The organism is Streptomyces sp. NPDC044044 (assembly GCF_056434405.1).
In genome coordinates, this window is the sequence record NZ_JBWKFG010000005.1 from 481,664 (window position 1) to 502,337 (window position 20,674).

The 20,674-nt window shown below is 70.3% G+C and carries 18 protein-coding genes; 10 read left to right on the forward strand and 8 right to left on the reverse strand.

Translation table 11 applies throughout. The features are described from left to right. Positions 1-435: 435 nt before the first annotated feature. The gene (locus AC07AG_RS21480; RefSeq protein ID WP_478756723.1) at positions 436-1,434 is read right to left on the reverse strand and encodes a helix-turn-helix transcriptional regulator; all 999 of its coding nucleotides are present in this window, start codon (positions 1,432-1,434) and stop codon (positions 436-438) included. 62 nt (positions 1,435-1,496) lie between these two features. Between AC07AG_RS21480 and AC07AG_RS21485 the strand changes: the two genes are divergently transcribed. Then, positions 1,497-3,059: an MFS transporter gene (locus AC07AG_RS21485; protein WP_478756725.1), complete on the forward strand. Its 1,563-nt coding sequence runs from the start codon at positions 1,497-1,499 to the stop codon at positions 3,057-3,059. Between the two features lie 38 nt (positions 3,060-3,097). Here the strand turns inward: AC07AG_RS21485 and AC07AG_RS21490 are convergent, their stop codons facing one another. Then, complete coding sequence (locus AC07AG_RS21490; RefSeq protein WP_478756726.1) at positions 3,098-4,342, reverse strand: extracellular solute-binding protein; 1,245 nt, start codon at positions 4,340-4,342, stop codon at positions 3,098-3,100. Between the two features lie 127 nt (positions 4,343-4,469). Here AC07AG_RS21490 and AC07AG_RS21495 point away from each other — a divergent pair, with 127 nt between their 5' ends. From AC07AG_RS21495 to AC07AG_RS21515, 5 genes are all read left to right on the forward strand, one after another. Next, on the forward strand, positions 4,470-5,129 hold the full coding sequence (locus AC07AG_RS21495; RefSeq protein WP_478756728.1) for a TetR/AcrR family transcriptional regulator: 660 nt from the start codon (positions 4,470-4,472) through the stop codon (positions 5,127-5,129). A gap of 617 nt (positions 5,130-5,746) precedes the next feature. After that, positions 5,747-6,508, forward strand: a complete 762-nt coding sequence (locus AC07AG_RS21500; protein ID WP_478756730.1) for a DeoR/GlpR family DNA-binding transcription regulator — start codon at positions 5,747-5,749, stop codon at positions 6,506-6,508. Positions 6,509-6,585: 77 nt separating this feature from the next. Further along, positions 6,586-7,533: a 1-phosphofructokinase gene (gene pfkB / locus AC07AG_RS21505; RefSeq protein WP_478757067.1), complete on the forward strand. Its 948-nt coding sequence runs from the start codon at positions 6,586-6,588 to the stop codon at positions 7,531-7,533. Between the two features lie 94 nt (positions 7,534-7,627). After that, positions 7,628-9,625 carry a PTS fructose transporter subunit IIABC gene (locus tag AC07AG_RS21510; RefSeq protein ID WP_478756732.1) on the forward strand — a complete coding sequence of 666 codons (1,998 nt, stop codon included), beginning with the start codon at positions 7,628-7,630 and terminating at the stop codon, positions 9,623-9,625. Positions 9,626-9,774: 149 nt separating this feature from the next. Beyond that, positions 9,775-10,029 (forward strand): hypothetical protein, encoded by a 255-nt coding sequence (locus AC07AG_RS21515; RefSeq protein WP_478756733.1) that lies wholly within the window; start codon positions 9,775-9,777, stop codon positions 10,027-10,029. Between the two features lie 90 nt (positions 10,030-10,119). On the opposite strand, the gene AC07AG_RS21520 is transcribed toward AC07AG_RS21515, so the two are convergent. The 4 genes from AC07AG_RS21520 to AC07AG_RS21535 form a co-directional block, all read right to left on the reverse strand. Next, on the reverse strand, positions 10,120-10,911 hold the full coding sequence (locus AC07AG_RS21520; protein ID WP_478756735.1) for a DUF6227 family protein: 792 nt from the start codon (positions 10,909-10,911) through the stop codon (positions 10,120-10,122). A gap of 160 nt (positions 10,912-11,071) precedes the next feature. Next, the gene (locus AC07AG_RS21525) at positions 11,072-12,301 is read right to left on the reverse strand and encodes a L,D-transpeptidase (protein ID WP_478756737.1); all 1,230 of its coding nucleotides are present in this window, start codon (positions 12,299-12,301) and stop codon (positions 11,072-11,074) included. 183 nt (positions 12,302-12,484) lie between these two features. Next, on the reverse strand, positions 12,485-13,723 hold the full coding sequence (locus AC07AG_RS21530) for a P1 family peptidase (RefSeq protein WP_478756739.1): 1,239 nt from the start codon (positions 13,721-13,723) through the stop codon (positions 12,485-12,487). Between the two features lie 26 nt (positions 13,724-13,749). Further along, positions 13,750-13,899 carry a hypothetical protein gene (locus AC07AG_RS21535; protein WP_478756741.1) on the reverse strand — a complete coding sequence of 50 codons (150 nt, stop codon included), beginning with the start codon at positions 13,897-13,899 and terminating at the stop codon, positions 13,750-13,752. A 262-nt stretch (positions 13,900-14,161) separates the two neighbouring features. Here AC07AG_RS21535 and AC07AG_RS21540 point away from each other — a divergent pair, with 262 nt between their 5' ends. The 4 genes from AC07AG_RS21540 (at position 14,162) to AC07AG_RS21555 (ending at position 19,346) form a co-directional block, all read left to right on the forward strand. After that, positions 14,162-15,595 carry a NarK family nitrate/nitrite MFS transporter gene (locus tag AC07AG_RS21540; RefSeq protein ID WP_478756743.1) on the forward strand — a complete coding sequence of 478 codons (1,434 nt, stop codon included), beginning with the start codon at positions 14,162-14,164 and terminating at the stop codon, positions 15,593-15,595. 306 nt (positions 15,596-15,901) lie between these two features. Then, positions 15,902-18,160, forward strand: a complete 2,259-nt coding sequence (gene pflB, locus AC07AG_RS21545; RefSeq protein ID WP_478756745.1) for a formate C-acetyltransferase — start codon at positions 15,902-15,904, stop codon at positions 18,158-18,160. A 111-nt stretch (positions 18,161-18,271) separates the two neighbouring features. After that, positions 18,272-19,069 (forward strand): pyruvate formate-lyase-activating protein, encoded by a 798-nt coding sequence (gene pflA / locus AC07AG_RS21550; protein WP_478756747.1) that lies wholly within the window; start codon positions 18,272-18,274, stop codon positions 19,067-19,069. Between the two features lie 49 nt (positions 19,070-19,118). Then, entirely contained in the window at positions 19,119-19,346 is a 228-nt protein-coding gene (locus AC07AG_RS21555; protein WP_249589387.1) for a hypothetical protein, read from the forward strand. Positions 19,347-19,353: 7 nt separating this feature from the next. Here AC07AG_RS21555 and mscL read toward each other — a convergent pair whose 3' ends face one another. Together mscL and AC07AG_RS21565 are read right to left on the reverse strand one after the other, a co-directional pair. Continuing rightward, positions 19,354-19,833, reverse strand: a complete 480-nt coding sequence (mscL, locus tag AC07AG_RS21560) for a large conductance mechanosensitive channel protein MscL (RefSeq protein WP_425575187.1) — start codon at positions 19,831-19,833, stop codon at positions 19,354-19,356. A 147-nt stretch (positions 19,834-19,980) separates the two neighbouring features. Further along, positions 19,981-20,523 (reverse strand): hypothetical protein, encoded by a 543-nt coding sequence (locus tag AC07AG_RS21565; RefSeq protein WP_478756750.1) that lies wholly within the window; start codon positions 20,521-20,523, stop codon positions 19,981-19,983. Positions 20,524-20,674 lie beyond the last annotated feature (151 nt).

Below are 20,674 nucleotides of genomic sequence, written 5' to 3' on the forward strand. Positions count from 1 at the left end.
AAGGGCCCGCGCTCCGCGCGGACGCCCCCCACCCACCCGCCCGATCACCCCGGGGCATCTCCCGCGTACCGCCCAAGGGCCCGCGCTGCGCGCGGATGTCTCCCGCCCACCCGCCCATTACCCCGGGGTGTCTCCCGCGCACCGGCCCAAGATCCCGCCCCGCGGGCATCTCCCCCCCCGCCCACCCACCTGATCACCCCGGGGCAATCGGGTGGGTGGGCGGGAAAGAATCCGCGCGCAGCGCGGGACAGGTTCAGCCCCTACGGCCCGCAGGGAGGAGCGTTCCGAGGCGCTATGCCGGGCCCAGGGAAGACCCGCCCCGGGTTGTCGGCGATGCCGAGCCACAGGCCGCAGGCCGCAGGGCGGCGGGACCCATGCCCGGCCGCAGGGGGGAGCGGGGCCCATGCCCGGCCGTAGGGGTCCCGCAGCCCCGGTTCACGTCCCCGACGCCAGGGTCAGGCGGGAGCCCAGGTCCCGGAGCGAAGCCACCAGCTCCGGTGGGCCGTGGGCCACGAAGTCGCAGCCCGTCATGGCAAGCCGCACCGCCAGCCAGTCCACCGCATCCGTCACCGTGGCCCGCACGCGGCAACTCGTGGCCGTCAGCGGCTCCGGCGCCCCCAGCGCCGGGAGCCTCGTCGCGACGGTCTCCGCAGACGCCGCGAACGTCACGTCGATCGCGTACGAAGGCTGACCCCGCCACATCGACCGCCGGATGTACTCCGCGGCGTCCCCCGTAGGAAGCTCCCGCGGGACGAAGCGCGCCCCGGTCGCGAACGGCGACGACACCCGGTCCACGCGGAACGTGCGCCAGTCGTCGCGGTCGATGTCGTACGCGACCAGGTACCACCGCCGCCCCGTCGACACCAGCCGGTGCGGCTCCGTCAGGCGCCGGGTCTCCGTGCCGTCGCCCGAGCGGTACGCGAAGCGCAGACGTTCCTGGCCCGCCGCCGCGGATGCCATGACCGTGAGCGTCTCGGGCGCGATGCTGGCCCCGTCCCCGCTGGTCAGAGGGGTCGTCGCGATCTGGAGGGTCTGCACCCGGTGGCGCAGCCGGGAGGGCAGGACCTGCTCCAGCTTCGCCAGGGCCCGGACCGACGCCTCCTCCACCCCCTCCACCGCGTGGCCCGCCCCCGCCCGCAGCCCCACCGCGATCGCCACCGCCTCCTCGTCGTCCAGGACGAGCGGCGGCATCGCCTTGCCCGCGACCAGGCGGTATCCACCGGTCGCCCCCTGGCTCGCCTGCACCGGATAGCCGAGGTCCCGCAGCCGGTCGATGTCGCGCCGCACCGTACGGCGGCTGACGCCGAGCCGGTCCGACAGTTCCCCGCCCGGCCACTCGCGCGGGGTCTGGAGGAGGGAGAGGAGCTGAAGCAGCCGAGCCGGCGTGTCCGTACCGCCGGACCTTTCCGAGGTAGTGCCGGAATTCGAAGTCATGTCACACAGGATGCCGCGCATCTAGGACACGCTCTGGCCTATATGACTTCTAGTCTCCTCTCATGACTTTCAGCAGCCCCGCCACGACACCGCCCGGAACGGCCGCCGCCGACCGGCGCCGATGGCTCGCCCTCGCCATCGTGATGACCGCGGCCTTCATGGACCTCGTCGACGTCACCATCGTCAACATCGCGATCCCGTCCATCCAGGAGGAAGCGGGCGCCTCGTACAGCCAGATCCAGTGGATCACCGCGGGCTACGCGCTCGCCTTCGCGGCCGGACTGATCACCGGCGGGCGGCTCGGCGACATCCACGGGCGCAAGCGGATGTTCCTCATAGGAATCGCGGGCTTCACGCTCGCCTCCGCGCTCTGCGGCTTCGCCGCCAACCCGGAGATGCTGGTCGCATCGCGGATCCTGCAGGGCGCCATGGCCGCGATGATGGTGCCGCAGGTCCTGTCGATCGTGCACGCCACCTTCCCCGCGCACGAGCGGGGCAAGGTCTTCGGGCTCTTCGGGATGATCGTGGGGCTCGGCGCCGTCTCGGGGCCGCTGCTCGGCGCGCTCCTGACCCAGTGGAACCTGTTCGGGCTCGAATGGCGGCCGATCTTCCTCATCAACCTGCCCGTCGGGATCGCGGGACTGATCCTGGGCGCCAAGTTCATCACCGAGTCCAAGGCCCCGAAGGCCCTCAAGCTCGACCTCGTCGGCGTCGTCCTGGTCACGCTCGGCCTGCTGATGGTGCTCTACCCGCTCACCCGTGGGCGCGAGCTGGACTGGCCGCTGTGGGGCTACGCCATGATGGCGGGCGGACTCGTCGTCTTCGGCGCGCTCATCGCGTACGAGAAGGCGAAGGCGGCGAAGGACGGTTCGCCGCTCGTGGAGCTGTCCCTGTTCAAGGTGAAGAGCTTCGCGGCGGGCATCGCGGTGCAGACCGTGTTCGGCATCGCGATGGGCATCTTCTTCCTGGTCTGGACGGTCTACATGCAGACGGGCCTCGGCTGGACCGCGCTGCGGGCGGGCACCACAGGGGTGCCGTTCTCGATCGCCGTCTCGGTGGCGGCCGGCATGTCCGTGCAGAAGCTCGTGCCGCGGTTCGGACGCAAGGTGCTGCAGGCCGGTGCGCTCGTCATGGCGGCCGGGGTGCTGCTCTACATCTGGGAGGCGGACCGGTACGGCGCGGGCATCACGTCCTGGCAGATGGCTCTGCCCCTGTTCGTGATGGGCGCAGGCATGGGACTCATCGTCGCGCCGCTGACCGACGCCATCCTGTCGGACGTGCCGCGTGAGCACTCGGGGTCCGCGTCCGGGCTGCTCAACACCGTGCAGCAGATGGGTACGGCGCTGGGGCTCGGCCTGGTCTCCGTGGTGTTCTTCGGCATGATCGACGAGAAGGCGGCGCCGAGCCAGGTGCCCGCGGAGATCGTGGGCGCGTTCCAGAACTCGCTGTGGTGGGTCGTCGGCGTGCTCGTCGTCATCTTCCTGCTGATGTTCGCCCTGCCGGGCAAGCCGCGGCAGCACGTCGAGGGCGGCGGCGACGAGGATGCGGTCGCGGATGAGGACGCGGTCGCGGATGCGGATGCGGCCGGTGAACTTCCCTCGCGGGAGGCCGCGTTGACCTCCTGAGCGGTGTCCGACCGGCGGGCGCGGCCCGGGTGGAGCCTCTAGAGCTCCGCCTGGGCCGCCGCCGTGTCCAGGGATTCGAGTACGGCGCCGGGGTTGCCGCCCTTCGTGACGGCGGCCCCGATCTCCTCGCGGATGGCCGCCCGCACGGTCGGCCACGAGCGGAGGCTGACCGGCTGGAACTGCGCCTGCGGCATCTGGTCGATGAACTTCCACAGCGGGCGCTGTGCCTCGTCCGCGCGCAGCGCCGACGAGGCGGAGCTGGTGACGGGGAGCGCGGCCTGGCCGCCGCCGTACGCCTTCGCCGACTTGCGGCCGTAGAGGTAGCTGAGGAACGTTCCGCACGCGTCGCCGTGGCCGTTCTGCTTGAACGCCATCAGCCAGTCGCTCAGGCCCACGGGCGCCGTGGCCCCGCCCCTGCGCGTGGGGAACGCGGCGTGCGCGTACGGGAACTTGACCTTGTCGGCGGCGCCCATGAGCACGGGGTGCGCGATCAGCATCCCGATGCCGCCGCGCATGAACTGCTCGTACGCGGCCGTCCTGTTGAGCCCCGCAGGGTTCGCGCCCGCGAGGCCCTTCGCCACCAGCTCGTCGCGCAGCCAGGTCAGCGTCCGGACGTTGCTCGTGGTGTGGAAGTCGTAGCCGGCCAGGCCCGAGTAGCCGCCTTCGTCCGCGAGCATCCAGGACAGGGCCTCGTCCTCGGCGGCCTCGGGGCCCAACTGCAGCCCGTACGGCGTCTTCACGCCGATCCCCTTCAGCGCCTGCGCCGCCGAGCGGAGCTCGTCCCAGGAGGTGGGGGCGCCGGTGATGCCGGCCTGCTTGAAGAGGGCCTTGTTGTAGAAGAGGCGTGGGGTGCTTGCGAGGAACGGGATGCCGTACTGGATGTGCTTGACCGATCCCGCCTCGGCGTACGAGCGGGTGAAGTCGGCCTCGGTGCGGATGTCGAAGAGGTCGGAGGCGCTGTAGAGCTGTTCGTCCTCGGCGTAGGGGGCGAAGACGTTCGACTGCGCGATGTCGGGGGCGTTGCCGTCCTTCACCCGGCGGGCGAGCGTCCGGTCGAGCTTGTCGAAGGGGACGCGCTCCAGGGCGATCTTGACGGTGGGGTGCGCCTTCTCGAAGGCGGCGACGAGGCCGCCCCACTGGTCGCCGATGGAGGAGCCGACGCTCTTGTCGTAGCTGGCGACGAGGAGTTCGAGGGTGGTGGTGTCGCTGCCGGACGAGCAGGCGCCGAGGGCGGAGATGCCGGTGAGGCCTGCGGAGTTGGTAAGGAACTGTCGACGACGCACCGGTGTAGCCACCTTCTCGAACTTCTTGGGCGTATGCACTTGATCTCAACGGTGGCAGATTCTGTCACACAGGCAGAATGTGCCTGCGGAGGCCCGTCGCTGTGCCGGCTGGCATAACCTGCCTGGCATGCCCGCAAGTTCGCTCAATGCGCCCGATTCGCTCACCGAACGCCGCAAGGCGGAGACAAGGCTGGACATCGCCCGTACCGCGGCCGCGCTCTTCGTCGAGAACGGGCTGAGGGCCACGCGCGCGGAGGACATCGCGCGCGCGGCGGGTGTCGCGCCGCGCACCTTCTACCGCTACTTCGCGACGAAGGAGGAGGCTGTGGCTCCGCTCTTCGCCGCCGGGGCGCAGCAGTGGGCGGAGGCGGTGCGGGGTGCGCCTGCGGGGCTGCCGGTACGGGAAGCGCTGCGGCACGCGGCGGCGAGGGCGCTGGTCCCCGACAGCGATGCCGCGCCGGGGCTCGCGATCGGGGACGCGGAGGCGCTGGAGTGGGTGCGGGCGCTGCTGCGGATGGCGGGGGAGAGTGCGGCGCTCAGGGCGGTGTGGTCGAACGCCTGCCACGCCTCGGAGGAGACGCTGCTCTCCGTCCTGACGGAGCGGGAGGGGTGCGGGGCGGCGGCGCCTTCGCTGGAGCTGCGGCTTGTGGCGGGGGTGGCCAGCGCGGCGGTGCGGGTGGCGGTGGAGACGTGGGCGGCGGGCGACGAGGCGGCCGGGGGCGAGGGCGGCCCGGCGGCTCTGACGGAACACTGCATCGAAACCTTGGAGGGCTTCCGCTGGCCGTAGGGGTGGGGTGGGGCGGTGCCCGGTGCGGTGCGGGTGCGTCTGGGGTGCGGGGCCGTGCCGGTATGTCCGTCCTCGCTATCGTCCGGTGGCCGCGGGGCTGCTGCGGTGGGGGAGCGCTGGGAACCGTGCTCCGGGCGGACATACCGGCCCGTCCCCTCGCGTGCGCTGCCGGCTGCGGGGGCGTGCGGGCTGGTCTCCTTTGGGTGGGGCGAGTCGCGTCCCTGCGGCCACTCCGGCCCACCCAGTTGTACGTTCACCGGCCTAGCCCGGCGTCCGGCCGTACGTTTCCCCACCCGGCCCAGCTGCTGTACACGCTCGCCACCCACCCTGTTGCTGTGTGCGTTCCCCACCCACCCGCCGTGCTCACCCCACCCGCCCCTGCTGCCCTATGCGTTCCCCCCTGTAGATCTCCCGCCCGCCCCCACCCCCTGTCACCGCGGGGGAATCGGGCGGGTGGGTGGGGGAGGTCCTTGCGGGGGTGGACTTTGGGGGCAGTGGTGCAGGGACGGAAGTCCGTTTGTGTCTGCTGTAGGTCCGGGCTTGTTTACTTTGGGGAAATCCAGCCGTAGCCTGCAAAGGAAACAACACGCTCGGGCATCAGGCGGAGGCAAACGGACATGTACGCACCGGAGCGGCAGCAGGAGATCCTGCGGCTCGCACGCGACGCCGGAAGGGTCGACGTGCTGTCGCTGGCCGAGGAATTCAAGGTCACCGCCGAGACCATCCGGCGCGACCTGAAGGCCCTGGACCGCGCCGGCCTCGTACGCCGCGTACACGGCGGCGCCATCCCGGCAGGACGCCTCGACTTCGAGCCCGACCTCGCGGAGCGAGAGGGAACGGCCGCCGACGAGAAGGACCGCATCGCCCACGCCGCCCTCGCCGAACTCCCCACCGAAGGCAGCGTCATCCTCGACGCCGGCTCGACCGTGGCCCGCCTCGCCGCCTCACTCCCGCTGGAAGCGACCTTCACCGTCGTCACCCACGGCCTCCCCACCGCGGCCCGCCTCGCCGACCACCCCGGCATCCAGCTCCACCTCATCGGGGGCCGCGTCCGCAGCCGTACGCGCGCCGCCGTAGACGCGTGGGCCCTGCGCGCGTACGGAGAGATCCGCGCCGACGTCCTCTTCGTCGCCGCGAACGGCTTCTCCGCGGAAGCCGGACTCACCACCCCCGACCTCGCCGAAGCCGCCGTGAAGCGCGCGGCGATCGGCGCGGCCCGCCGCGTGGTGCTCCTCGCGGACTCCACCAAGCACGGCCAGGAGCACTTCGCGCGCTTCGGCGACCTGACCGACGTGGACCTGCTGATCACCGACACCGGACTCAGCCCCGAGGACGCCGCGGCGATCGAGGCCGGCGGCACGGAGGTGATCCGGGCATGAGCGGCGCGGGCACGCACTCGAACGTGGACGGCAGCAGCAACAGCACGCAGGTCAGCAAGGAAACGGTACGTACGCGCATGATCCTCACCGTCACCCCCAACCCCTCCCTCGACCGCACCTACGAGGTCCCCTCGCTGGACCGCGGCGAGGTGATCCGGGCCACCGGCGACCGGATGGACCCGGGCGGCAAGGGCGTCAACGTATCGAGGGCGGTCGCCGCGGCGGGCGCGGAGACGCTCGCCGTCCTGCCCCTCGGCGGCGCGCCCGGCGCGCTCGTCGCCCAGCTCCTCGACGAGCAGGGCATCGAGGTCGCCCCGGTCCCGGTCGCGGGCCAGACCCGCTCGAACATCGCGGTCGCCGAGCCGGACGGGACCCTCACCAAGATCAATGCGACGGGGCCCGAACTGACCTCCACCGAAGCCGAGTTGTTGCTCTCCGCCGTGCGGGAGCGGTCCACCGGCGCCGACTGGATCGCCTGCTGCGGCAGCCTGCCGCGCGGGCTCGCCCCCTCCTGGTACGCCGATCTCGTGGCCCGCGCACACGCCGCAGGCGCCCGCATCGCCCTGGACACCTCCGGCCCGGCACTGCTCGCCGCGCTCGCCGAGCGCCCCGACGTCGTCAAGCCGAACGCGGAGGAACTCGCCGAAGCCGTGGGCCGCCCCCTGGCGACGGTCGGCGACGCGGTCAAGGCCGCCGAGGAGCTGCGGGAGTTGGGCGCGCGCGCCGTCCTCGCCAGTCTCGGCGCGGACGGTCAGCTGCTCGTGGACGACTCCGGCGCCCACTTCGGCAGCGCACCGGTCGACGCCGTACGCAGCAACGTCGGCGCCGGTGACTCCTCCCTGGCCGGTTTCCTCATCGCGGGCGGCACCGGCGCCACGGCCCTCGCATCGGCGGTGGCGCACGGCGCCGCAGCGGTCCAGCTCCCCGGCAGCGCGATGCCGACCCCCTCGGACCTCGCGCCCGACGCGGTCACCGTCACCTCGGAGGTCCCGATGGACCGCGTACTGACGGAGCCCGTGTCGTGACTCCCCACACCGCCCGCAAGGGCCTCAGCTTCACCACCTCACCCCCCGTCCCCACCCCCGCCCTCCGGGCGATACGCGTGCGAAGGAGCCCGCGATGAGCGAGATGATCACCGCGGAACTGGTCGACCTCGAAATCGACCGGTCCGCCGGAACCAAGGAAGCGGCGGCCCGTGCCCTCGCCGAGCGCATGGTGGCCCTGGGCCGGGTGACCGATCTGGAGGGGTTCCTCGCCGATGTGGCGGCCCGCGAGGCGCAGATGCCGACCGGCCTCGACGGCGGCATCGGCATCCCGCACTGCCGCAGCACCCACGTCACCGAGCCGACCCTCGCCTTCGGCCGCTCGGCCGACGGCATCGACTTCGGGGCGCCGGACGGGCCCGCCGACCTGATCTTCCTGATCGCCGCTCCTGCCGGTGCCGATGACGCGCACCTGACCATCCTGTCGTCCCTTGCCCGGCAGTTGATGGACGAGGAGTTCACGAGCGCGCTGCGGACCGCGGCGGACGCGGAGACGGCGGTTTCATTGATCACTGGGGACAACGAGCAGCCGGGTGGTGAGCCCACAGAAGAACCCGCCGACCCGCAGCCGGAGAACGACCCCACCCCGGCGGAGCCGTTCCGCATCGTGGCGGTCACCTCCTGCCCCACGGGCATCGCCCACACCTACATGGCCGCCGAGTCCCTGGAAGCCGCGGCCCGCGAGGCAGGCGTAGAGCTGACGGTCGAGACCCAGGGGTCAGCAGGCTTCACCCGCCTCGACCCGGCGGTCGTCGCCGCCGCCGACGGCGTCGTCTTCGCGCACGACGTCCCCGTACGGGACAAGGACCGTTTCGCGGGTAAGCCCACCGTCGACGTGGGGGTGAAGGCCGGCATCAGCAGGCCGGCCGAACTCATCGCCGAGGTCCGGGCGAAGGCGGCCCGCGGCGAGACCACCGCGGACATCGGCCCGAGCCCCGTCGACAACGCCGGGGACAGCGGCGACGGCTACGGCACCAAGCTGCGCAAGTGGCTGATGTCCGGAGTCAGTTACATGGTCCCGTTCGTCGCGGCCGGCGGCCTCCTCATCGCACTCGGCTTCGCCATCGGCGGCTGGAAGATCGACAAGGCGCCGTCCGTCTCCGAGCACTTCGTGTGGACGGACACCACCAGCTGGGCCGCGCTCCTCTTCCAGATCGGCGGGCTCGCCTTCGCCTTCCTGGTGCCGGTCCTCGCGGGCTACATCGCGTACGGAATGGCCGACCGGCCAGGACTCGTCCCCGGATTCGTCGGCGGCTCCGTCGCCGTCACCATCAACGCGGGCTTCCTGGGCGGCCTCGCGGCGGGCCTGATCGCCGGTGGGGTCGTGATGGGCATCCAGCGGGTGAGGATCCCCGCGGTGCTCAGGGGCATCATGCCCGTGGTCGTGATCCCGTTGATCTCGTCCGCGATCGTCGGCTTCCTGATGTTCCTCGTCATCGGAAAGCCCATCGCCTCGCTGCAGAGCGCGCTCACCGACTGGCTGGAGGGTCTCTCCGGCGCCAACGCGATCATCCTCGGCGTCATCCTCGGCCTGATGATGTGCTTCGACCTCGGCGGACCGCTGAACAAGGTCGCGTACGCCTTCGCCGTCGGCGGCCTCGCCAACCCGACCGAGGGCAGCTTCAAGGTCATGGCCGCGGTGATGGCCGCCGGCATGGTCCCGCCGCTCGCCATGGCCCTGGCCACCACCGTCCGCGGGCGGCTCTTCACCAAGACCGAGCGCGAGAACGGCAAGGCGGCCTGGTTCCTCGGCGCCTCCTTCATCACGGAGGGCGCGATCCCGTTCGCCGCGGCCGACCCGCTGCGGGTGATCCCCGCGTCGATGGCGGGCGGCGCGGTCACCGGCGCCCTGTCGATGGCCTTCGGCTGCACGCTGCGCGCCCCGCACGGCGGCATCTTCGTGGTGCCGCTGATCGGACAGCCGCTGCTGTACCTGGTGGCGATCGCCGCCGGTGTCGGCGTCTCGACCGTGGTGGTCATCCTGCTCAAGGGCGGCCGGAAGACGGCGCCTGCCGAGAGCGGTGCCACGGCCGATGAGGCCGTGACGGAGAAGCCGCTGCCGGCGGCGGTCTGAGCCCCGGCCGCCGGGCCCCATGAGGTCCGGCCTCAATCGTCCCTATGAATCTTCCCTATGAGGGGGGTTGTGCGACATGCGTCACTTCAGGACGTAAGTCCCACAACCCCCCTGTCGTAAGGCCCGGATCGTGTTGTCTACTGTGCGGCATGTTCCAGAATGTCTCGATCCTCCAGCAGGCAGGCGTGGCCGTACTGGCCGCGGCGACCGTCGTCTGGGCCGTGGGCCTGGTGCGGGTGATGCGACGCGACCAGGTCGACGTGGACGTCTGGCGCCAGTCACAGGCGCTGCGCGCGCTGCCCGCGCAGAGCGGCCCGCCGCGCGCGGAGACGGTCGATCTGACGGCGGACGAGCGGGCCGCCTTCGCGGGTCTCGTGCGGCAGTTCGGCGACAGCAGGCCCTGAGCCCGTCCAGTTACGCCGATCCCGCCCGACTCCGTACGCCGATCCCGTTCCGTGGGCCCTACTTCGGCGCTGCTGCGGATTCTGTGGGCCCTACTTCGTGCGCTGCTGAGGAAGGCTCCTCGCGCGCAGCTCCATCGCCGCGCGTGCGGCTTCCTCGGTGACGTACACCTCGCACCTGTGCCGCTTGTCCGGCGTGACCGTGTGCTCGACCTCCCAGAGGCTGAGCTCGCTGCCGTCGAAGAGCAGGAACGCGTGTTCGTAGAGCGAGAAGCAGAGGCGTGCCTCGCCCGCCAGGCAGGGGCGGCCGAAGGCCTGGGTGATCTGATGCGCGAACGCCGAGCGCAGTAACCGCTCGATGTCCTCGGCGGGCCGTCCCTCGCTCACCGGGTTCTCCGCGCGGCGCAGCAGCCGGCGCGCGTGATCCGCGGAGTCGTCCGGGACGTACGTATGCCGGGGCTCGTCGGTGACCGAGAGCTGGAGCACGACGGGCTGCTCGCAGACGGCGGCCGGGGTGTCGGGCGGGAGCGGCAGGCGCGAGGTGGCGACACCGGCCTCCTCCTCGTCCGCGTACAGCTCGTACTGGGGGTGGCTGTCGGGGCCCGTGTTGTGCACGAGCTCCCAGAGGGTGAGCGCGCCGGCGTCGGCGAGCAGCCATGTGTGACGGTACGTCTCGCGGTGCATGCCCGCGCTGTGGTGCGCCGAGTGCAGCGAACTGTCGTACGCGAGAGCCGACTCCAGGCGTCCTATCGTGTCGTCCGGCAGGTCGAAGGAGTTCAGGGCGCGGCGAAGAAGCCGCTCGAGATGCTCCTGCGGAGAGTGCGGAGACTTCTGCTCGGCCGACTGTGGCTCGTACGCCGTCTCGTACTCGTACGGAACGCTCAAGGTTTCTCCCGGCGTTGCTGCATGTCACCTTGTGAGTGCATACCGTAGCCCCTGCGTCGGACATCATGCCCGGGAACGGGAAAACGTACGAGCCGCACGGCAAGTTCCCGTGCGGCTCGCGGTGTTGGTCCTGGTGAGAGGGCCGGCCCGGCGGCTGGAATCAGCCCGCGCTGCCCGCCGTCCACTGGCTCCAGGACATGTTCCAGCCGTTGAGGCCGTTGTCCGGAGCGATCGTCTCGTCCGGGGAGCCCTTGACCGTCACGATGTCCCCGATGAGCGAGTTGTCGTAGAACCACGCGCCCGGCGTGCTGGAGTCGCCCGCGCCCTGCGCGTCCTGGAGGCCGACGCAGCCGTGGCTGGTGTTGGCGCTGCCGAAGATCGAGGGCGAGCCCCAGTAGTTGCCGTGGATGAAGGTGCCGGAGGACGACAGGCGCATCGCGTGCGGGACGTCCTTGATGTCGTACTCACCGCCGAAGCCGACCGTGTCGCCGTTCATCCGGGTCTGGGTGAACTTCTCGGAGATCACCATTTTCCCGTTGTACGTGGGGTTCGACGGGCTGCCCGCGGAGATCGGGATGGTCTTGACGACCTTGCCGTCCCGCTCGACCGTCATCGTCTTGGCCTTCACGTCGACCGTGGAGACCTGCGCGCGGCCGATGGTGAAGGTGACGGTCTTGTTCTGTACGCCGGTGGCGCCGTCCGCGCCCTTCACGCCCTCCAGGTCGATCTTCATCGTGACCTTGGAGCCGGCCTTCCAGTACTGCTCGGGCCTGAAGTCCAGGCGCTGGTTCCCGAACCAGTGGCCCACGACCTTCTGGCCGCTGTCGGAGGTGACCTTGATGTGCGACTGGACGGACTGCTTCTCGGTGATCGCCTTGTCGAAGTTGAAGGAGACCGGCATGCCGACGCCGACCTTCGTGCCGCCGTCGGGGGTGTAACTCCCGATGAAGCTGTTGTCCTTCGAGACCGTGGTGAAGATCGAGTTCTCGGTCGCTTCCTTGCCCTTGGTGTCCTTCGCGTCGGCCGTGATCTTGTACTTCATGCCGCGCTCCAGCTGGGCCTTGGGCTTCCAGCTGGTGCCGTCGGAGGAGAGCGTGCCGTCGACCGCCGCCCCGGTGGAGACCAGGGTCATCTTCACCTCGGTCAGCTTGCCGCCCTTGACCTTGACGCCCGTGGCGTTGATCGAGGCGCCGGTCGAGCCGTCCTTCGCCGAGATGGTGATGTCGGCGCCCTGGGTCTTGGGCTTGCCGTCCTTGTCGTCTCCGTTGGCGTCCGCGTCGCCGCCGCAGGCCGTGAGGGAGAGCGCAGCCACGGCGGCGAGCGCGGTGGCTGCCAAAAGGGTGCGTCGCCGGGGCTTGGCTATGTGCGACGTTGTCACGGGCTGCTCCATCTTTGTGCGAAGTGCGCGTTCTGATCCAGTACGAGTTAAGAGCGGCCTGCAGGCGGAAAGGTTCCGTCCGCTTGGTGTGAGCGGGGGCACAGCGACATGGCCCGCCGGCGGCCCAACGGGCGCTGTTCTGTTGCTATTTGTAGCGTTTCTTTCTTGGGATTCCCTTAAGGGTTCCTCTGCGGACTATGTGTTGTAGAGGTCGCGGTACGAGGGGAAGGCGCCGCCCGGTGTCTCCACCGACTCCGCGGCGAGCAGCGCCCGGACGATCGCCGCCGTCACCATGTCCGCGCCCGCCGCGAGGATCTCGTTCAGGGCGAGCGGGTTCCGCGCGGCGTCCGGCAAGGGGCGCTCGCCGGTCGCGAGGGCGAAGACGGTGTCCCCGTCGTTGAGGAGATGGACGGGCCGCACGGCGCGCGCCATGCCGTCGTGCGACGTACCGGCCAGCTTCTGCGCCTGGGCCTTGGTGAGTTCGGCGTCCGTGGCGACCACGGCGAGGGTGGTGTTCAGCGGGGCAGGCCCGCTCTTGGCGGCGGCGGCGGCGGCGGTGGCGGTGGCGGCGGCTTCGGCGTCGGCGTCATCGGCGTCATCGGCGTCATCGGCGGCGTCTGCGGCGGCCGCCGCCGCGGCTTCGGTGAGGCGACGCGTGGCCTCCTCATGGACCTCGGGAGCGGGGTAGACCACGGTCTGCCCCTCGAAGTACCGCCCGTACAACGCCCCCGTCCCCGGATCGACCCCCGAGCCCGCGGCGTTCGCCACGACCAGGGCGGCGACCGTGACGCCCGATTCCAGCCGGACGCTCGCGCTGCCGATGCCGCCCTTGACCTTGCCGACCACGGCGCCGGCGCCCGCGCCCACGTTCCCCTCCTCGACGGGCGTGAACGGCTCGGTGGCCGCGGCGGCCTCCACGGCGGCGCGGCCCGTCGTGGCGTCGGGGCGCGCGGTGAAGTCGCCGCCGCGGCCGAGGTCGAAGACGCAGGCGGCCGGGACCACCGGGACGACGTGGGAGGGATCGGGGCCCACCCGCACGCCGCGGCCCTGCTCCTCGAGCCACGCCATCACGCCGGTCGCCGAGTCCAGGCCGTACGCGCTGCCGCCGGTGAGCACGACGGCCTCGACGCGCTGCACCAGATTGCGGGGGTCCAGGGCGTCCGTCTCACGGGTGCCGGGGCCGCCGCCGCGCACATCCACGGCCGCGACGGCGCCGCCCACCGGGGCGAGCACGACGGTGGTGCCGGTGAGGTGGCCCTGGTGGGCGGGGGCGGTGCGGGTGGCATGGCCCACGCGCAGGCCGGGGACGTCGGTGAGGGAGTTGAGGGGGTCGAGGGGGCTGAGGGAGTCAGGAGAGCCGGGGGAGCTGAGGGAGTCAGGGGAACCAGGGGAGCTGGGAGAGCCGGGGGAGTTGAGAGGGTCGGTGGAAGCCATGCCGACTTGCGTATCACGCGCCGGAGTTACGCGGCCCTCTCCCCGCGGGCCATCCGGCTTGTAAGCGTCATTCCGGTCGCGACGGTGGCCGTCGCCACGAGCCCCGCGACCAGGACGGCCCAGCTGCCCGCGAACGTGCTCGCGAGCGTCGTCGGCGCACTGACGGTGGACGTCATGAGCCTCAGCACAGCAGAAGGCCCGCGCCGAATCGGGCTGCGTCGCCCAGCGGGTCGGCCGTGGCCCCCGGGCGCCGCACGGCGGGTGGCAGGGACCCGCTCGTACACCGCGGCCCACGAGGTCCGAAGACCCTCTGATCTTGGTGTCTTTGGGCTGGTCGGCGCGTGCCCTACGACTCTGCTCCACAGGAGTCGCGCACGGCACCGTGGAAACGTCAGGCCCCGGAGCAAGGTCGGGACCGGTAGCGAACTGGGAACCCACATGAGATCGCCTGCCACCCAAGAAGCGCAGACCGCACCAGTGGACGCGACGTACGACACGACGCAGTACCGACCCGGCAAGACCATCACCGACTGGGAGCCGGAGAACGAGCTCTTCTGGAAGTCCATCGGCAAGAAGGTCGCATCCCGCAACCTGTGGATCGCCGTCCCCGCGCTCCTGGTGGCGTTCGTCGTCTGGCAGGTGTGGTCCGTCACCGCGACCAACCTCAAGGACGTCGGCTTCGGCTTCTCCACCTCGCAGCTGTTCTGGCTGACGGCCGTCCCCGGCATCACCGGCGGCACGGCCCGCATCTTCTACACCTTCCTCGGCCCGATGATCGGCCAGCGCCGCTTCACCGCGCTCTCCACGATCGTCCTGGTCATCCCGCTGATCTGGCTGGGCATAGCGGTCCAGGACCCGAACACCTCGTACGGCGTGATGATCGCCATCGCGGCCCTGTGCGGTGTCGGCGGCGCGAACTTCGCCTCGTCCCTCGCCAACATCGGCTTCTTCTTCCCCAAGCGCGACAAGGGCAACGCCACCGGCATCAACGGCGGCCTCGGCAACCTCGGCGTCTCCGTCGTCCAGCTGGTCACCCCGATCGTCATCACGAGCTCGGTCCTCGCGGTCGGTTCGGCCCAGCACAAGGCCGACGGCACGCCCGTGTTCCTGCAGAACGCCGCGTTCCTGTGGGTGCCGGTCCTGGTGATCCTGGCCGTCGTCGCGTGGTTCGGCCAGAACGACCTGAAGGTCGCTTCGACCCCCTTCAGCCAGCAGAAGATCATCTTCAAGCGCAAGCACAACTGGCTGATGACCTGGCTCTACGTCGGCACGTTCGGTTCCTTCATCGGGTTCGCGGCAGCTCTGCCGATGCTCATCAAGACGACGTTCACGCCGATCGACGCGGCCTACTCCGCGGCGACGTACGCCTGGATGGGCCCGGCCGTGGGCGCGCTCGCACGCTGGGCCGGCGGCTGGATCGCCGACAAGATCGGCGGCGCGAGGGTCACCATCATCTCGTTCGTCGGCATGGCGCTCTCGATCATCGGCGTCATCAACTTCCTGCCCTCCGGCGGCGACAACGGCAACTTCTACGGCTTCTTCGCCTGCTTCCTGGCCGCGTTCTTCTTCTCGGGCATCGGCAACGGCTCGACGTTCCGCCAGATCCCGGTGATCTTCCGCGACCAGCACCTGAAGGGCCTGACGGAGGGCACCCCCGAGTACGCGAAGGCGCTGAAGCAGTCCGAGATGGAGGCGGGCGCCGTCACCGGCTTCACCTCCGCCATCGCGGCGTACGGCTTCTTCTTCATCCCGGCGATGTTCGCCAACTTCGCGGTGACCAGCGCGATGTGGGGCTTCGTGGCCTTCTACGTCAGCTGTATCGCGGTCTGCTGGTGGTTCTACGCCCGCAAGGGCGCGGAGTCCCCGAGCTGACGTCCTGAGCGGCGTTGGCGGGATGGGCCGGGTGTGGGAGCACCCGGCCCCTTCGCATGTCCAGGCCCTCGTGACCTTCCTGGCCCCGTACCACGAGATGTGCGGGAAATTCTTGTGAATGCATTCACAAGCGAACTTAGGTCCAAAGTCCCGAAGGAATTCCCAGGTCAGGGTGGGTGCATCCGGCCGGGGGAGCGGAGAGAGGGGACCTCGGGCCCTGAAGTGGGGACCATTGCGGAGCCGCTGATCGATCAAATCGGAGTGCAATGGAGGCATAGCGAAAAGGCGACTCGGAAGGTGCCGGCGATGACTGCCACTCCCGCGGAAACGACAGTGCACGGCGAGGCATGGGACGGCTTCAAGGGCGGCCTGTGGCGGGACGCCATCGACGTCCGCGACTTCGTGCAGCAGAACTACACCCCGTACGAGGGCGACGACTCCTTCCTGGCCGGCGCGACCGAACGCACCACCCAGGTCTGGCAGAAGCTCCTGGCGATGTTCCCGGCGGAGATCGAGCGCGGCATCCACGACGTCGACGTGAAGACCCCCTCCCGCATCGACGCCTTCAGGCCCGGCTACATCGACGGCGACCGGGACCTCATCGTCGGCCTGCAGACCGACGCCCCGCTGCGCCGCGCCATCATGCCCAACGGCGGCTGGCGCATGGTCGAAAGCGCACTCAACGCCTACGGCTACGAGGCCGACCCCGAGGTCAGGGAGGTCTACACCCACCTCCGCAAGACCCACAACGAAGGTGTCTTCGACGCCTACACGCCCGAGATCCGCGCCTGCCGCTCCTCCGGCATCATCACCGGCCTGCCCGACGCCTACGGCAGGGGCCGCATCATCGGCGACTACCGCCGCGTCGCGCTCTACGGAGTCGACCGCCTCATCGCCGCGAAGGAGGCCGACAAGGCGCTCCTCGGCGAGGAGTGGGCCACCGAGGACGTCATCCGGGCCCGTGAGGAGACCTCCGAGCAGATCAAGGCCCTGGGCGAACTGAAGGCCATGGCGATGTCGTACGGCTACGACATCTCCGCCCCCGCCACCAACGGCCGCGAGGCCGTCCAGTGGTTGTACTTCGCCTACCTGGCCGCCGTGAAGGAGCAGAACGGCGCGGCCATGTCGATCGGCCGCATCGACAACTTCCTCGACATCTACCTCCAGCGCGACATCGAGTCCGGCCGCATCACCGAGACCGAGGCCCAGGAGTTCATCGACGACTTCGTCATCAAGCTCCGCATCGTCCGCTTCCTGCGCACCCCCGAGTACAACGAGGGCTTCTCCGGCGACCCGACCTGGGTCACCTGGTCGATGGCCGGCATCGGCCAGGACGGCCGCCCGCTGGTCTCCCGCACCACGTTCCGTGCCCTGCAGACCCTCTACAACCTGGGCCCGGCCCCCGAGCCGAACCTGACGGTGTTCTGGGCGAGGGAACTGCCCAAGGGCTTCAAGGACTTCGCCGCCAAGGTCGCCATCGACACCTCGGCCATCCAGTTCGAGTCCGACGACCTGATGCGCCCCAAGTACGGCGACGACACCGCGATCGCCTGCTGCGTCTCGGCGATGGCCGTCGGCAAGCAGATGCAGTTCTTCGGGGCCCGCGTCAACGTCGCCAAGGCCCTGCTCTACGCGATCAACGGCGGCCGTGACGAGAAGACCGGCAAGCGCGTCGTCGAGGGCTTCGAGCCCATCGAGGGCGACTACCTGGACTACGACACCGTCGCCGAGCGCTACGACGCGATGCTCGGCTGGCTGGGCAAGACGTACGTCCACGCGCTGAACGTCATCCACTACATGCACGACAAGTACGCCTACGAGCGCATCGAGATGGCGCTGCACGACCAGGAGATCCTGCGCACGATGGCGTGCGGCATCGCGGGCCTCTCGGTCGCCGCCGACTCGCTCTCCGCCATCAAGCACGCCAAGGTCAAGGTCATCCGCGACGAGACGGGCCTCGCCGTCGACTACGAGATCGAGGGCGACTACCCCGCCTACGGCAACAACGACGAGCGGGCCGACGCCATCGCCCAGCGGATCGTCTCGGACTTCATGGGCAAGATCCGCCGTCACCCGACCTACCGGAACGCGGTGCACACCCAGTCCGTCCTGACGATCACCTCGAACGTCGTCTACGGCAAGAAGACCGGCAACACCCCCGACGGCCGCCGCGCGGGCGAGCCGTTCGCCCCCGGAGCCAATCCGATGAACGGCCGCGACGAACACGGCTACATCGCCTCCGCGCTGTCGGTCGCCAAGCTCAACTACGACGACGCCGAGGACGGCATCTCGCTCACCAACACCATCACGCCCGATGCCCTGGGCCGCACCCCCGGCGAGCGGATCCAGAACCTCTCCGGGGTCCTCGACGGCTTCATGGCCAGTGACGGCTTCCACATGAACGTCAACGTCCTCGACAAGGCGACGCTGCAGGACGCCATGGAGCACCCGGAGAACTACCCGCAGCTGACCATCAGGGTCTCCGGCTACGCGGTCAACTTCATCCGCCTGACCCGCGACCAGCAGCTCGACGTCATCAACCGCACCTTCCACGGCTCCCTCTGAGCCACCGGCTCCCCGCGAGCCACCCCTGATCCGCGGCCCCGGAGCCGGACCCTCACTCCGGCTCCGGGCGCCGCGAACATCACGTCCTGCCAGTAGTTCGGGAGTTCTGCCATGGCTGTCCTGCTCGACACGGCCCTGCTCGACACGGCGACCCCGGCGGCCGCGGCCACCCGGCGCCCCGTCACCGGATCCATCCACTCCTGGGACCTGTCCACCGGCGTCGATGGCCCCGGCAGCCGCTTCGTCACGTTCCTCTCGGGCTGCCCGCTGACCTGCCTGTACTGCCACAACCCCGACACCTGGCGGATGCGCGACGGCAAGCGGACCACCGCCGACGACGTGATCAAGGAAGCCGCCAAGTACACCAAGTTCATCTCGGCGGCGGGTGGTGGCGCCACCGTCAGCGGCGGCGAACCCCTCCTGCAGCCCGTCTTCACCGGCGAACTGCTGCACCGCCTCAAGCACGAGCTGGGCCTGCACACCGCCCTCGACACCTCCGGCTTCCTCGGCGTGCGCGCCACCGACGCCCTGCTCCGTGATGTCGACCTCGTGCTCCTGGACATCAAGTCCTGGGACCGCGAGACGTACAAGAAGGTCACCGGACGCCCGCTGCGGCCCACCCTCGACTTCGCCGACCGCCTCGCCGGCCTCGGCAAGGACGTCTGGGTGCGCTTCGTCCTCGTGCCCGGATTGACCGACGACCCGGAGAACATCGAGGGCGTCGCCCGCTTCGCCGCCTCGCTCGGCAACGTCTCGCGCGTCGACGTGCTGCCCTTCCACAAGCTGGGCGAGGCGAAGTGGGACGCCCTCGGCAAGGACTTCACCCTGCGCGACACCGCCTCGCCGACTCCGGCGCAGGTGGCCACCGCCAAGGAGATCTTCGCAGCTCAGGGGCTCACGGCCGTCTGACACCCGCTGGGGTGCCCGCTGCGGCGCCCCCCGGACGTACCCTGGAGACATGAGCACCGCCCCTGCCTCCGAACCGCGCGATCCGAAGGAATCGGAGACCCCGAAGGGCTCCGCGGCGCCGAAGAAGCCGAAGAGCGCCCTGGTCTTCGACGACCCCCTGTCGCAGCAGTCTTCGGACGACACGGACCGTGGGTGGGGCGAGCGGCCTCCGGTCGGCGGCGACAGCGCCGCCGACCTGGCGCGCTTCCTCGACGAGAAGCCGCCCCACCACCTCTGAGCCCGCGCTAGCGCTCGTCGTGCCCCGAGCCGCGCTGGGCCACAAGGGCGTCGCGGATCTCCTTGAGGACCTCCAGCTCCGAGAGCTCGAGGACCTCCTGCGTCCCCTCCTTGGCGGCCTTCCGCGCGGCCTGCTTCGCCAGGTACTTGGCCATGGGCAGCACCATCAGGAAGTAGACGACGGCCGCGGTGATCACAAAGCTGAGCGTCGCGCTGAGTACGGAGCCCCACATGATCGGGATGCCGCTCTCGACCGTGCCGTCGGCCTTCATGACGCACGGGGCCTTCAGGCACGAGCTGTAGTGGTCGAGGTCCTTCGTACCGAAGGCACCGACCAGCGGGTTGATGACACCCTTCACCACGGAGTTCACGATGTTCGTGAACGCGGCGCCGATGACCACCGCGACCGCCAGGTCGATGACATTGCCGCGCATCAGGAAGGCTTTGAAGCCCTCCCAGAGACTCGGTTCGTTCTTCTCGCTCACCACGAGGCCTTTCGTTGCAACTGCAGGTCGTGAAACAAACAGCTTCGAAACCTACGGCAGGGCCTGGCAGCACTGTCCAATTGGGTAACACGAATGAGCGACTTGACAGGATGTCAGTGCAGTTGCACATGGTGTGGGTCAGCGCGTGGGTCAGCACAACGTCACCGCCAGACGCATGCTCGCACCGGCTCCGGCGAGCCGTGCCGCCGTCGCCCGTGGCACGGAGAGCACCACCAACGCCCCTGCCTCGGTGGCACTTTCGGCCGTGCCATCGCCGGGCTCGGGCACCTCGGCCACCCTGGCCCCGGCAGCCACCACCCGTGACGCGGAGCCATCGGCGGCGACGACATCGACCCGGTCGCCCCGGTGCAGCAGCCGCACCGTCTCCGCGTCCGCGATCCGCACGGGCGCCGTCACCCAAGGGGTGGCCCGCTCCCGCTCCGGCTGCGGCGAGGATGAGGCAGCCGTCGGATGCCCCGGTGGCCGCGCCCGTTCGGCATCCCGCGGCCCGGCGGCCACGAGAGCCGCCGCGGTCACCGCGAGCCCCGCGGCCATGGCGCGGCGTCTGTGCCGCAGCAGCCTGCGCAGCCGGTGCCGACCGCCCCGTACATGCACGGGGGAGAAGTGCGGCACCGGGCAGGGCGCGGGAGGAGGAGAGGAGGAGGACGGAATGTCTGAGGGAACGTGTGCCACGAGGGCCACCGCCTGCGGAGAGTCGGGAGAGCTGGGTCGGGAGAGCTGAGGATCTTGCCTTCCGCTCTCACGATGCAGGCCCACGCCGAATCCCGCCGAGCCCCGTGGACTACTCGCGGGTTGTGGACAACTCCCTCACCCGAAGGGGAAG

Bases quoted from the DNA above. Each gene is read 5' to 3' on its own strand.
- pfkB (WP_478757067.1), top strand. From the start codon at position 6,586: ATGATCCTCACCGTCACCCCCAACCCCTCCCTCGACCGCACCTACGAG.
- AC07AG_RS21555 (WP_249589387.1), top strand. From the start codon at position 19,119: ATGAGCACCGCCCCTGCCTCCGAACCGCGCGATCCGAAGGAATCGGAG.
- AC07AG_RS21510 (WP_478756732.1), top strand. From the start codon at position 7,628: ATGAGCGAGATGATCACCGCGGAACTGGTCGACCTCGAAATCGACCGG.
- AC07AG_RS21495 (WP_478756728.1), top strand. From the start codon at position 4,470: ATGCCCGCAAGTTCGCTCAATGCGCCCGATTCGCTCACCGAACGCCGC.
- AC07AG_RS21530 (WP_478756739.1), bottom strand. From the start codon at position 13,723: ATGGCTTCCACCGACCCTCTCAACTCCCCCGGCTCTCCCAGCTCCCCT.
- AC07AG_RS21535 (WP_478756741.1), bottom strand. From the start codon at position 13,899: ATGACGTCCACCGTCAGTGCGCCGACGACGCTCGCGAGCACGTTCGCG.
- pflB (WP_478756745.1), top strand. From the start codon at position 15,902: ATGACTGCCACTCCCGCGGAAACGACAGTGCACGGCGAGGCATGGGAC.
- AC07AG_RS21500 (WP_478756730.1), top strand. From the start codon at position 5,747: ATGTACGCACCGGAGCGGCAGCAGGAGATCCTGCGGCTCGCACGCGAC.
- AC07AG_RS21540 (WP_478756743.1), top strand. From the start codon at position 14,162: ATGAGATCGCCTGCCACCCAAGAAGCGCAGACCGCACCAGTGGACGCG.
- AC07AG_RS21485 (WP_478756725.1), top strand. From the start codon at position 1,497: ATGACTTTCAGCAGCCCCGCCACGACACCGCCCGGAACGGCCGCCGCC.
- pflA (WP_478756747.1), top strand. From the start codon at position 18,272: ATGGCTGTCCTGCTCGACACGGCCCTGCTCGACACGGCGACCCCGGCG.
- AC07AG_RS21525 (WP_478756737.1), bottom strand. From the start codon at position 12,301: ATGGAGCAGCCCGTGACAACGTCGCACATAGCCAAGCCCCGGCGACGC.
- AC07AG_RS21515 (WP_478756733.1), top strand. From the start codon at position 9,775: ATGTTCCAGAATGTCTCGATCCTCCAGCAGGCAGGCGTGGCCGTACTG.
- AC07AG_RS21480 (WP_478756723.1), bottom strand. From the start codon at position 1,434: ATGACTTCGAATTCCGGCACTACCTCGGAAAGGTCCGGCGGTACGGAC.